Source organism: Solwaraspora sp. WMMA2065, assembly GCF_030345075.1.
Taxonomy (GTDB): domain Bacteria; phylum Actinomycetota; class Actinomycetes; order Mycobacteriales; family Micromonosporaceae; genus Micromonospora_E.
The window spans coordinates 5,662,514-5,675,020 of sequence record NZ_CP128361.1 but is presented as its reverse complement, the minus strand read 5'-3'; the positions used below and the strand labels follow the sequence as shown (position 1 = coordinate 5,675,020).

Genomic DNA, 12,507 nt, shown 5'->3' with positions numbered 1-12,507 from the left:
ATGCCTCAGATGGTCTGCTGCCAGTTCTGCCAGATGTCGACCGCCCGGAAGCCGAGCGCCTCGTTGATCGCGATCATGTGCTGGTTGCTGTCGGCGTTCCAGGTGTCGATCACCCGCAGCGCCGGTTCGTGGCGCAACGTGAACCGCAGGTTCTCGATCTTGACGATGGTGCCCAGCCGGTGACCGCGATGATCCGGGTCGACGATGGTGATCTGTTGATAGGCGTGCCAGTCCGGTTCGGCCTGCCGGGTGATGTTGCTCCAGGCGACGATCCGGCCGCTGTCCAGATGTCGGGTCACCGTGTGGTAGCTGCGGGTGCCGGCCGCCTCCCGGGCCAGATCCGCTTCGTGGATCCGGTCGGCGTCGACCTTTTCCGGCTCCCACTCCAGGTCACCCATTGGCGAGTCGGTCACCATCCGCCCGTCCAGGTAGGCGAGATCGGCGCGGTAGTCCTCAGGGCAGGGTCCGACCCAGGTCAGCAACTCGTAGCCGGGGGCGCGGCGCCAGTCCTCGGCGAGCATCACGTCGAGCGCCGGCTGGTCGACCGCGTCGATTTCGAGCCGACGGCGCGCCTCGACCAGGGCCGATTTGACCCCCACGGCGAGGGCGAAGGCGGTCGGCGCCGGGTCGCGGGCGACGCCGCCGGGCATGGTGTCCGCCGAGTGCCCCATGATCCGGGTGCGGCCGACCTCCCGGGCCCGCCGCACGGCGTACGCGTACAGTGCGCGACCGATGCCGCGCCGCCGGTGCCCGGGGGCCACCTGGATGTCCACGCCGACGTTGTCGAGGTTGTCGAGCAACGGGAACTCCATGGCGACCAACCCGACCGGTACGCCGTCCACACTGGCCAACGCGGCCTCGAACCGTACGCTGTGCCGCTGATGCCGCAGCAGGGCCTCGAACCACTGCCGGGGCGTCGGCGGTATGTCCGGGACGGAGGTGGCCGACCGCTTGATCTGGTACGCCTGCTCGAAGGCGGCCTCGTCGGCCGGATCCAGCGGGGTGATGGTGATGTCCATGCCGTCGAGCGTGACGGGGCGGGACCACCAGCGCGACCGAATTACCGGTCGGGGGATGTTGGTCGGGAGGACGCTCGCACAGCGCCTCCGGCGCCGTCGGTCGTTGGGACCCGGGGTTGAGATTGTTGCCAAGCTCGGTCGGGGCCCTTACGGCGAGTCGTCCTCCCGCACGGAGCATCCTGCGCCGTGCAAGTGCAGCCGTCAAGACCCCACCGGCGTATTTTCTCGACCTATGGCAAAACTCTGACTACGGACCGCACACGAACATCGGCTGATCAGCGTAGGCCGATCAGCCGATTCAGTGGAGGGTGCGCTGGTCAGAAGGTCAGCCGAGCAGCCCTGCCTCACGAACCGAACGCAACGACGGTTTCACCCGATGAGTAGGGCCGACCTGCCCGGCGACCGCGTCGATGGTTTTCAGGCCTTCGCCGGTGTTGTAGACGACCGTCTCGGCGGCCGGGTCCAGCCGTCCACTGCCGACCAGCTTCTTCAGCACCGCCGTGGTCACCCCACCGGCCGTCTCGGCGAACACACCGGTGGTCCGGGCCAGCAGCCGGATCCCCGCCCGGATCTCGTCGTCGTCGGCGTAGTCCATCCAGCCACCGGTGCGCCGCACCGCCTCCAACGCGTACAGACCGGCGGCCGGGTCGCCGATGTTGAGCGACTTGGCGATCCCGGTCGGCTTCACCGGCACGATCTGGTCGGTGTCGCGGTGCAGCGCGGTCGCGATCGGGTTGCAACCGGCGGACTGAGCGCCGAACACCCGCCAGCCGTTCGCTGGCGCGTCGACCAGACCGATCTCGACCAGCTCGGTGAACGCCTTGTCCACCTTGGTGAGCAGTTCACCGCTGGCCATCGGGATCACCACCTGCTCGGGGATCCGCCAGCCGAGCTGCTCGGCCACCTCGTAGCCGAGCGTCTTGGACCCCTCCGCGTAGTACGGCCGCACGTTGACGTTGACGAACGCGGTGTCCTCGAACTCGTCGGTCTCCACCAGCTCGCTGCACAGCCGGTTCACGTCGTCGTAGGAGCCCTCGATCGCGACCAGCTCACCGCCGTACACCGCGGTTGTGACGATCTTGCCGGGCTCCAGGTCGCCGGGGATGAAGACGATCGACGGTACGCCGGCGCGGGCGGCGTGCGCAGCGACCGAGTTGGCCAGGTTACCAGTGGAGGCGCAGGCAAACCGGGAGAAACCGAGCGTACGGGCAGCGGTGAGCGCCACCGAAACGACCCGGTCCTTGAACGAGTGGGTCGGGTTGGCGCTGTCGTCCTTGACCCACAGCGGCGCCCGGATGCCGAGCTCGGCGGCGAGCGCGGCGGCCGGGACGAGGGGGGTGAAGCCGGGATCCAGGCTGACCCGGGTGGCCGGGTCCTGACCGGCGGGCAGCAGCGGGGCGTACCGCCAGATGTTGGCCGGGCCCGCCTCGATGTCGGCCCGGGTGACGCGGGCGAGAGCCGCTGGGTCGTAGCCGACCTCCAGCGGCCCGAAACACTCGTAACAGGCGTGCTGCGCGGCGAGCGGGTATTCGGCACCACAGCCGCGACAGACCAGGACACGGGCCGGGCTGGTGGTGCTCACCGGGGCGGAGTCAGGGCTGGTGGTGCTCGCGTCGATCAGCGACGTCATGGCGGCTGTCCTCTCATCTTTCCCTGCGCCGCGCGGTGCGACGGGGACGGAATTGGCACCTGCCCCGGCTGGCCGATTGCGACCGGCGCGACGGGTGGGGGTGGTTGCCGGGGCTTCATCGGGCCGTGTCCCTCTGCCCCTCTGGATGAGGTATGAAGTTGTGTTTCCAGCGAGTGTACGGGCGCTGGTCGGACCGGGCACCCGGCGATCCCAGGGTGTGAGCAAGCCCGCACCGGCCGCCACCGAACGTCGACCGGGCGCGACCGGGCGCGACCGGCCGTCACACCGGGCGGGCTCGACGCAACCAGTCCCAGGCCTGCTGCTCCGCGCCGGCGTGGAAGTGCCGCAGCTCGATCGGCGTCATCGCGTCCGAGGCCCGGGTCACCCACTCGGCCACCCGGTTGCCGCCGACCACCGCAGCCCGGTCGATGTCGGTCAGATGCTCCCGGGCAAACCGTAACCGGTCATCGATCGCCGACAGCTCCATACCCGGCAGTCCGTCGTCCGGCAGCCGGCCGAGGACCGAGACCGAGCCGTACTCGGCGATCGCCGCCCGCAGCTCCCGGTACAGGTCCTGGTACTCCTGCTCGGTCAGCTTCCCGGCCACTTCGTAACCGAGCACGTTCCCTTCCTGCCCGATCCTGGTAATCATCCCCGTTCCTTCCCTGCCGCCGTCCGGGTCCCGGATGCCGCCCGGGTCGACGACCCGGCACGGCCGTCCACTGCCGTTCCCGGCAGGCGACCTTGCACACCTACGAGCCCGCCGTCGTCAGGTGAGCCCGCCGTCGTCAGCCGCCGCCCGCACCTGCGCGAGGACCTCGTCGAGCAGCTGCGGAGCCGCAGCGATCGTCGCGAACGAGTCGAGGCTGTGCGGCGTACCGTCGATGTCGACGACGGCGGCACCCGCCTCTCGGGCGATCAACGTGCCGGCGGCCATGTCCCACGGCTTGTTCGACAGGGCGATCGACACATCGGTACGACCGTCGGCCACCCAGACCAGGTCGATCGCGGCGGAGCCGAGCATCCGCACCCGCAGCGCGCCCCGGGCCATCCGCTGGGTGAGCGCGAACCGGGCGGCGTTGCGCTCCGCGGCTTCGTCGCCCACCGCGAAGTCGCCGAGATTGACCAACGCGTCGGGCAGCCGCGTCGTGCCCCGCACCCGGATCGGCCGGTCGTCGCGCCACGCGCCCCCGCCGAGAGTCGCGGTGTACCGGCCGCCCAGTAACGGCAACTCGATCACCCCGACCACCGGACGCCGGTCCCGGACCAGGGCCAACGACACCCCGCACAGCGGTACGCCGTGCGCGAAGTTGACCGTGCCGTCGACCGGATCCAGCACCCACTGAGGCCCGTCGCCGACCCCGGAGACGCCTTCCTCCTCGCCGAGGAACCCGACGTGCGGGGTGGCGTCGGCCAGGAAGGCACGCAGCTCCCGTTCGACAGCGAGATCCACCTCGGACGCGTAGTCCCGGTCACCCTTGCCGGCCAGGTGTCCGGGCTCACGGGTACGGATCAGCTCGGCACCGCGTGCGGTGGCCTGTGTCGCGATCGTGAGCAGGTCGTCCAGGGCAAGCGGATCGTCAGCCATGCCGCCAACCCTAGACAGGCCACCAGCCCTGCAACCCTAGACACACCACCAACCGGGACACACCACCAACCGGGACAGCCGGTCGACCGCTGGTCAGAAGCTCGACGCGTACCCGCGGCTCGACTCGATCGCGCTCTGCGCGAGGGCGGCCGCTTCGGCCAGCTTCTGCTTGGCCTGCTCGACCTTGGCGATCGTCTCGGCCACCTGCGAGTGGCTGGACCCGCTGGTGATCGCCCGCAGCGCGGCTCCGCTGGTGCTCAGCGCCTCCGCACTCGCCCGGATCGCCCCCACCTGCTGGCCGAGCTCGTCACCGAACCGGGCGACTCCCGCCTTGACCTCTTCAACCGAGCTCACGCCTGAACCCTCCCCATCGGACGACCACCGGACCGGTACGACGCTACCGGAGCTGAGCCACTGTCGAAGTCCACCGATCAGACGACACAATCACGGAGAGTGGTCGCAGCAAGTCAAGATGTAGCAACGGTGAAGGCGTAGTAACAGCCGGTGGGCGCTGGTCCCGGCCACCCATCCGACCCGTCGGTACACCATTCGATGATCACCGACGGCAACGGTAGGGTAGGCCCGGCCGTGTGGGGCAGACCACGCTCAAAGGTCACACTCGAAGGTATGGAGTCGCTGTGGGACAGGGTCACAGTCAGGTATCCGCGCTGATCGAGTCGGATCACCGACGCCCGGTCGGGCCGGTCCGTCCAGTCGGGCCGGTGCTGCGCAGGCGCGACGTCGCCAGCGGGTACACCGGGGCGACTGTCGAACACGCGCTGCGGCGGTTCATGCAGCTGGGCTCGGTCGAGATCGACGACCACGACACCGGCCCGGGACTGTCCCGGGTCGGCCGCCGCTGACGAGCACCGGAGCCGGCCCAGCCGGCCCGGCTCCGGGGCGACCGCCATGACGGCGGCCGTCTGGGCCCGCGCGGACCTGCGCCGACGCGCCGTCCTGTTGCTGCGGTTCGGCTGGACCGAGGCGAAGTCGTGCGGCTTCGCGGTCGCGGTCTTCACCTGTCTGGCGCTGACATCGGTGGTCCCGCTGCCGGTCCCCCGCTACGACGCGCTGCTGATCTGTATGGTCGCGCTGACGATCGGGGTTGTGGCGCATCGGCTGGGTCGTACCCGGAGGATGCGCTGACCCAGGTCGCCGGGGTGCCGCTCTACTCCGGTTTCATGTACGCGGCGGTCGGCTCCTATATCTGTCAGGCGTGGCGCCGCTTCGACCTACGGGTGACCCGCTACCCGGCGATGGCGGTGACCGGGCTCGCCGTCGCGGTCTACGTCAACTTCTTCACCCACCACGTCCTGCCCGACGCCCGCTGGGTGATCGCGGTGCTGCTGCTGATCGCGCTCCGCCGGACCTGGGTGCACTACACCGTCGGCGACGCCCGGCTACGGATGCCACTGGCTCTGGCGTTCGTGCTGATCGGCTTCTTCCTGTGGGTCGCCGAGAACATCGCCACGTTCCTCGGCGCCTGGACCTACCCGGACCAGCAGCACGTCTGGACGTTCGTGCACGCTGGCAAGTTCGGCTCCTGGGCGCTGCTGGTGACGCTGTCGTTCGTCCTGGTCGCGTCGGTGAAGGCGACCGAGGGGCGGCTGTACGGCGACCGCCCTCGGCCAAGCGTCACGACCCGGTCGGACTGACCGGCACCCGGTCGCAGGTCACCGGCAGACCCGCCGGCATCCAACAGCCACCCGGCGAGTGTTCCCGTGCCCGACAGCATCTCCACACAGGAACACTCGCGCGGTCCGGGTCGACTACCGGGTCACTCCCAGCGAATCTTGACGCAGTTGCCGGTGGTGTAGCTGCCGTTGTCGTGCTGCGCCAGTTCGTGGGCCGAGTTCGCGATCCGGGCACACACCTTCGGCTGTTCGCCGATCGCGTTGATGAACGCCCGGTCGTTCGTCCAGACCACCGACGGGTTCTGGTCCTCGACGTACCAGGATCCCCGCTGGCCGTCGGGGACGTGGCTGCCCATCACGTGGTCCGGCGGGGTGGTGCCGTCGCTGCCGTAGATGTGCAGGTGCCATCCGCCGTTGGTGGACGGCTGGTTCCCGCCGAACTCGGCCTCGTACTCCACGGTCAGTTTGCCGCCGGCGACCCGCGCCGAGGTGAGACAGACCCAGGTCCAGTTGCTCTTGATCTCGTCGGTGCACTGCTCGTCGGCCGGGATCTGCGGCGTTTCCGGCTCCGGCTCACCGGTCTGCTCCGGCTGCTGGTCCTGCGGCTGTTCCGCTCCGGTGTCCTGACCAGGATCGTCCACGCCGTTGGCCACCGGCTGGCCGTCGTCGCCCTGTCCGCTGGTCAGCGCGTAGGTGACCCCGCCGCCGGTGAACAGCACCACCAACACGGCGGCGGCCACGATCAGCGGCCCCCGGCCACGCTTCGCCGACGGTTTCTCCCCACCGCGCCGCCCCGGGGAGTCTTCAGTGCCGATGGAGTTCGCCGAAGCGAACGTCTCGGTACGGGACGGATAGCCGCTGCCGGCGTCCGGGCTGCCGCGTCCGACGGAGGCGACGCCAGTGACGCCAGCCGGCGGCGACGACGTGCGGTAGCCCGCCGCGGAGACCGGCGCGGTCGGCGCGGTCGGCGGGACCGGCGCGGTCGGCGGCACCCGGTAGGTGCCGGTCGCCGCGGCCGCCGCAGCCGGCGGAGCCGGGGTCGGGGTCGGGGCGGGCCCGGCCGGCATCGTCTGGCCGGTCAGCTCCGCGGCGGCCAGCCAGGCGGCGCCGAGCGAGACCGAGTACTTGGGGTGCGCGTCGACCGCCACCGGCCGGCCCAGCTCGGAGCCGACCAGCTGGGAGACGATCGGCATCCGCGACGAGCCACCGACCAGCAGCACCGAGTGCACCTGTTCCGGCGAGCAGCCGGCGGACCGTACGGCCCGGTGCAGCGCCTCGATCGAGCCGTGCAGTACCGGGCGGACCATCGCCTCGAGCTCGGCTCGGGTGAGCCGGATCTCGGTGGAGATGTTGGGCAGCAGCACCGGGATCGAGGTGTCGGTGTCCGACGACAGCGCCTCCTTGGCCTGGATGCACTCGTCGCGCAGCCGGGCGACGGCGGCGATCGCCGCCGGATCCTCCTCGTCGAGCTCTTCGAGTTTCCCGCCGAGCGTTGCCCGGACATGGTTGAACACCGCTGCGTCGAAGTCGATGCCGCCGAGGCGTTCGATGCCCTCCGGCTGGCCCATGATCTCGAAGCCGGTGGGGGTCTTGCGCAGCATCGCCGCGTCGAAGGTGCCACCACCCAGGTCGTAGACGGCGACGATGGAGCCCGGCTCGATCCGCTGCTGCTCGGCATAGTTGATCGCTGCGGCGGCGGGCTCGGTGGTGTAGGTCACCGGCACATCGAGGTTGGCCATCCGCACCGCTTGGCGCAGCAGGTCGAGCTTGTACGGCCCCCAGTTGGCCGGGTGCGAGACGCAGATCGCCGCAGGGAAGCTACCCTCTCGGCGGGCCACCTCCTCCACCACCGACCGTAGCAACCGGGACATCAACGCTTCGGCCGACTGCGGTACGCCGCCGAGCAGGATCGGGGTGGTGTCGCCGAGCCGCCGCTTGAACTCGCGGGCCACCCGCTGCGGCTCGGAGAGCCCACGACGGTGCGCCGCCTCGCCGGTGAGGAACGTTTCGTCCTGCCGCAGCAGCACCACGGATGGGATCGCGGAGCTCCGGCCGCCGAGTGAGACGGTCTCCACCCGGCCTTCCCGCCAGATCGCTGCCGCCGTGAACGTTGTGCCGAGGTCAATGCCGAGTGCGTACATCAGGGTTGCTCCGATGGAGTTTGTGGAGACAGGTATGGCCGGGTCTGGGTAGCCGACCGGTGGTGTGCCGCACACCACAAGGTCGGATCACTGTTGAAAACGGTAGTGGTACGTGGCGAACGTCCGGCGGCACCGCTGGGCCGGCTGACCCCGGCCAGGCACCCGGTCACCGGGATCGCCGCTGGTCGGCGATGATGCCCTCGCAGGACCGGACCGCCACCCGGGCGGCCACCGCCAGTTCGTACGGGGTCATCGGGCTTTCGGCGCGCCGCTGCCAACGGCCCAGCGCTTCGACCGCGCCCTCGGTCACCTCGGCGGTGGTCGCGTCGGCCGGCAGCCGCAGCCGTTGCTGCGCCGCCGCGCCGGAGCCGCCGATCACCTGCTCGAGCTCGGCGACGACCGCGGGCTTGCCGGTGATCCAGCCGGCCCGCAGGCTGGACAGCACGCGCAGCTCGTTGAACGGGTGCGCCGAGGCGATGATCTCCTCGACCGCGCCGGCTACCTGCTCACTGCCGGGTCGGTCACAGAGCCGGGTGACGTCGGCGAGCGCCAGCAGCGCCGACCGGGACTTGAGCACGTCCCGACGCTCGAAGAACAGTGAGCCGAGGACCTCGCGCAGCTGGGTGAGCCCGCTGCGCTCGGTCAACTCCTGGGAAAGTTCGGTGGCGGTCGCCGCGCCGTTGTGTCGCAGCATCGCGACGGACAGCCGCAGGCCGAACATGCCGAGCCGGGCCAGCAGTGCTTCCCGTTCGATCGTGGTCAGCCCGAGTTCGGGCATGTTCTGCACGAACCGGTCGGCGGAGAGCAGCAGCTGTTCGGCCTGGGCCACCGGCAGTTCGGCGACCCGGCGTAGTTGCGCGACCTCCACTTCGGTCAACGTCGCGGCGGTCTCGGCGAGCAGACCGGCAACCGGGACGACCGACTGCACCAGCCGTCGCACGTTCGCGTCGGTGCTCAGCCGTTCGGCGATCCGCCGGGCGGACGCCATCGCGTCGAGGCGGCCGACGCCGATCTCGTCGGCCCGGGACAGGATGCCGATGGCGTTGACCGGGTTGGGCCGGGACACCTCCACGTCGTGGAAGGCCCGCAGGAAGTCGACGTCGTTGGAGTGCAGGTGGCGCATCAGGTAGACGACGGCGTCTGCCGGGGTCTCCTCCTCGTCCGGGACGAGCAGGTCCCAGGCGCGCCGGGAAGTCTGCTCGGAGAGCGAACCGATACCGGGGGTATCGATGAGCGTCACGTTACGCAGGGCCTGCGAAGGCCAGGTGATGTCCAGCTGCGCGACGTCGTCGACGGACAGGTCGCCCAGGTCGACATCGATCGCGCCGTCCTCGCGGGTGAACCGGAGCTGTCGTGGCTCGCCCTGGGTGGGCGTCGCCAGCACCCGGTAGGTATGTCCGTCCTGGTACCAGGTGACTATCCGGGTGCACTCCCCGGCGTCGGTCGGGGCCAGCCGGTCACCGACCAGCGCGTTGAGCAAGGTGGACTTGCCCGCTTTGACCCGACCGGCGATGGCCACTCGCAGCGGCTCGTCGAGCCGGTCGCGGACGGCGCTGAGCCGCCGCTCGTATGCGGTGCCCCGGTAGACCTCGACGGCGTGGCCGAGCACGCTGCGGGTCCGGTCGATCAGACTCATCCGGTCACCGCCGGTGACCGTGGCCTGGGGATATGACTACAGACCAACTCGGACTGCACATTTCTCACACCGCTACTTTCTAGTCCGCCGGGGATGTGTCCTGTTGTCTCACTCGTCGGAGTCGGTCACCGGTACCGGACCGACCCGCAGATTCACCCGGGCGACCCTGTCGATCAACGAGTTGCTGACCGGCTGAACAGCCCAGCCGGGAGACACAGCACAGCTGACCACGCGCACGTTCGGCGGCCGGCGGAACGCACGTTCGGGGTACGGCACACTCAGCGCCCAGGTCGGGCCGAGAGTACACGGTACACGCGTACGGGGTCAGGCCATGCGTCGGCCTGCGGAGCCGTCCGTACACTGCCTCACTGACACGGGCAAGGAGGGGCTGCACCGGTGACTGTCGTGGTGGGTGTGGACGGTTCCGGGCGATCGCGGCGGCTAGGCGAGATCGCCGCAGCCGCCGGCCGACCGGCCGTACGCGTGTCGCCCGCGACAACCGACGACCTGCAGGTTCTTCTCGATCAGGCCCGAGCTGACGGCGCCCTGGTCCTGGTCGACGACGCACACCACCTGGAGCCAGCGATCTTACGGTCACTGACCGTGGCTGCTTACGGCGGGGTGTCGATGGCGATCGCCCGGCGTCCCACGATCACCGGCCCGGAACTCGCCGACCTGGACGAGGCGGTCTCCCGGCAGGGCCCGGTCGAGCAGCTCGGCCCACTCGCACCGGCCGCCCTGGCCGAGCTGGCAGAGGAGGTTCTCGGCCGACCGGCCACAGCGGAACAGCTGCACGCGCTCCAGGTTGCCTCCGCCGGGCTGGCCGCTGTCGCCGTCGCGGTCGCCGCCGACCCGGCCGGTACGCCGCCCGCCCTGGTCGCCCGGCTACAACGTCGATTCGCCGCCGCCGGACGTGACGCCACCGGACATGACGCCGCCCGACGCGGTGTCGCCGGACTGGCCGCAGTCCTGGCTCTCGGTCTGGACCTGGCCGACGACGTGGTCTGCGCCGCGACCGGCCTGGACCCGGCCGAGGCGGCCGCCACGATGCGGTCGCTGCGCGACGAGGGACTGCTCACCCCCGACGGAGAACGGATGATCCCGGCGGTCGCCCGGGCGTTGCTGTTCGACCTGCCCCCGTCGGAGCGCCGTCGGCTGCACGAGACCGTGGCCACGGCGCTGCTGGCCACCGGTGCCGACCCAGTCCGCGCCGCCGGACAGCTACGCGCCGCGCGGGCCCGGACCCCGACCGCCGCCGACGTCTACCGGCAGGCCGGCGACCGGTTGCGGTTTACCGACCCGGGCAGCGCGCTGACCTGGTACGACGACGCGCTGGACGCCGGCGCCGAGCCATCCACCGTGGCCGCCGGGCGGGCCGAGGCGGCCACCCTGCTGGGGGTGCCGGTCGACCTGGACGGGCCAGCTGCGGCACCGGCCGACACCGGCCGGATCGCGCTGGTCGCCGGGGCGGCGGCGGCGTACGACGGCCGCGCCGCTCGAGCGGCGGAGGCGTTGCTGGGCGCCGACGCCCCTGGCCCGGTCCTCGCGGTACCGGCCCTGGTGGTCACCGGTCAGCTGGCCGCCGCGCGGACGGCGGCGACCGGATCGGCTCCGCTGCCGGTGCGGCGACTCGCCGACGCCGCGCTGGCGATGACGGATCCGGCGGCGGCGCTGCCGTTGCTGATCGAGGCCGCCGAGAGTTTCGAAAAGGCACCGCCCCCGGTTGCCGTACCGGACCTGCCACACGCGGTCGGAGCGCTGGTCGCGGTGGCAGCCGGTGACTCCGCGACCGCCGAGCATCTGCTGGAGCGGGCGTCGACCAGCGGGGCCGGCGGTCCCGTCGCGCTGGACCGGCACCGGACGTTGCTGGCCTGGGTCCGAATGCGCACCGGCAGATACGACTCGGCCGTCGCCGAACTACGCCGGCTGTCCGGTGCCATGCTGCCCGGCCGAGAACGGCTGACCTACGCCGGCCTCACCGCCGGGATCGCCCGCCGCAGCGGGGACATCGCCCAACTGCGGGCGGCCTGGTCCGTCGCCGAGCCGGTGCTGGCCCGGCGGGCCGTGGACCTGTCCCAGCTGGAAGTGGTCGAGGAACTGCTGGTCGCCGCTGCCCGGCTGCGCCACCACCAGCGGATCGCACCGGTCCTGGCCGACCTGGCCGGCATCGTCGACCAGCTGGGTCGACCGACGGCGTGGACGGTGTCGCTGAGCTGGATCCGGTTGCAGATCGCGGTCGTGGGTGAGGAGCCGGCGGCGGCTGCGGCAGCAGCCGACGAGCTGGGTTCGCTCGACCCGGGCGGATTCCGGCAACAGGCGCAGTGCCGGGCCGCCGGCCGGTGGGCCGCCGTACTCGCCGGCGAGGTCGACCCGGACGCGGTGTTGACGGACGCCGCCGAACTGGCCGCCGCCGAACTGCCCTGGGAGTCGTCCAGACTGATCGGTCAGGCAGCGGTCCGTACCACCGACGCGTCGGCCGCCCGCCGGCTCCTGGAACGGGCCCGGGAACTGACCCGGATGGACCCGGTGCCGGACGAGTCGCGGCCGGGGGCCTCGCACGGTGGCCTGTCGGACCGGGAGGTCGAGGTGGCCCGGCTCGTGCTGGCCGGCCGGACCCACCGTGAGATCGGGACGCAACTCTTCCTGTCCCCCAAGACGGTCGAGCACCATGTGGCCCGGATCCGCGGCAAGTTGGGGGTTACCACCCGGGCCGAGATGGTCGCTACGCTGCGAAGTCTGCTCCCCGAGGAGTCCTGACTTGTCGGTTAGCTGACCTGAGCTTGGTGGCACCCCCTAGACCCCCGAACCTGGCAGGGGGGAAGCCCCGATGCGAGGGGCGGGCGTTGACCCGCAGTCTTG

General features: G+C 71.0%; 9 protein-coding genes, 1 pseudogene and 1 riboswitch. Of the genes and pseudogenes, 3 read left to right on the top strand and 7 right to left on the bottom strand.

Annotated features, from left to right (window positions below):
* Positions 1 to 5: 5 nt before the first annotated feature.
* From O7610_RS25755 to O7610_RS25735, 5 genes are all read right to left on the bottom strand, one after another.
* Positions 6 to 1,019, bottom strand: a complete 1,014-nt coding sequence (locus tag O7610_RS25755) for a GNAT family N-acetyltransferase (RefSeq protein ID WP_289212080.1) — start codon at positions 1,017 to 1,019, stop codon at positions 6 to 8.
* A gap of 325 nt (positions 1,020 to 1,344) precedes the next feature.
* Positions 1,345 to 2,649, bottom strand: a complete 1,305-nt coding sequence (thrC, locus tag O7610_RS25750) for a threonine synthase (protein ID WP_282232437.1) — start codon at positions 2,647 to 2,649, stop codon at positions 1,345 to 1,347.
* A 10-nt stretch (positions 2,650 to 2,659) separates the two neighbouring features.
* Positions 2,660 to 2,801, bottom strand: a riboswitch (SAM riboswitch).
* 128 nt (positions 2,802 to 2,929) lie between these two features.
* Entirely contained in the window at positions 2,930 to 3,301 is a 372-nt protein-coding gene (locus O7610_RS25745) for a SpoIIAA family protein (protein WP_281552965.1), read from the bottom strand.
* 117 nt (positions 3,302 to 3,418) lie between these two features.
* Positions 3,419 to 4,237 carry an inositol monophosphatase family protein gene (locus O7610_RS25740; RefSeq protein ID WP_281552964.1) on the bottom strand — a complete coding sequence of 273 codons (819 nt, stop codon included), beginning with the start codon at positions 4,235 to 4,237 and terminating at the stop codon, positions 3,419 to 3,421.
* 93 nt (positions 4,238 to 4,330) lie between these two features.
* Positions 4,331 to 4,591, bottom strand: coding sequence for a hypothetical protein (locus tag O7610_RS25735; RefSeq protein WP_278171781.1), 261 nt, complete (start codon positions 4,589 to 4,591; stop codon positions 4,331 to 4,333).
* 368 nt (positions 4,592 to 4,959) lie between these two features.
* On the opposite strand from O7610_RS25735, the gene O7610_RS25730 reads away from it, so the two are divergent.
* Together O7610_RS25730 and O7610_RS25725 are read left to right on the top strand one after the other, a co-directional pair.
* Positions 4,960 to 5,100: a hypothetical protein gene (locus tag O7610_RS25730; protein WP_281552962.1), complete on the top strand. Its 141-nt coding sequence runs from the start codon at positions 4,960 to 4,962 to the stop codon at positions 5,098 to 5,100.
* A gap of 46 nt (positions 5,101 to 5,146) precedes the next feature.
* Positions 5,147 to 5,892: pseudogene (locus O7610_RS25725) on the top strand (DUF817 family protein).
* Between the two features lie 122 nt (positions 5,893 to 6,014).
* Here the strand turns inward: O7610_RS25725 and O7610_RS25720 are convergent.
* Both O7610_RS25720 and O7610_RS25715 read right to left on the bottom strand, forming a co-directional pair.
* On the bottom strand, positions 6,015 to 8,012 hold the full coding sequence (locus tag O7610_RS25720) for an Hsp70 family protein (RefSeq protein WP_281552959.1): 1,998 nt from the start codon (positions 8,010 to 8,012) through the stop codon (positions 6,015 to 6,017).
* 166 nt (positions 8,013 to 8,178) lie between these two features.
* Entirely contained in the window at positions 8,179 to 9,648 is a 1,470-nt protein-coding gene (locus O7610_RS25715; RefSeq protein ID WP_281552958.1) for a dynamin family protein, read from the bottom strand.
* 396 nt (positions 9,649 to 10,044) lie between these two features.
* Between O7610_RS25715 and O7610_RS25710 the strand changes: the two genes are divergently transcribed.
* On the top strand, positions 10,045 to 12,405 hold the full coding sequence (locus O7610_RS25710) for a helix-turn-helix domain-containing protein (protein WP_289212079.1): 2,361 nt from the start codon (positions 10,045 to 10,047) through the stop codon (positions 12,403 to 12,405).
* Positions 12,406 to 12,507: the final 102 nt, after the last annotated feature.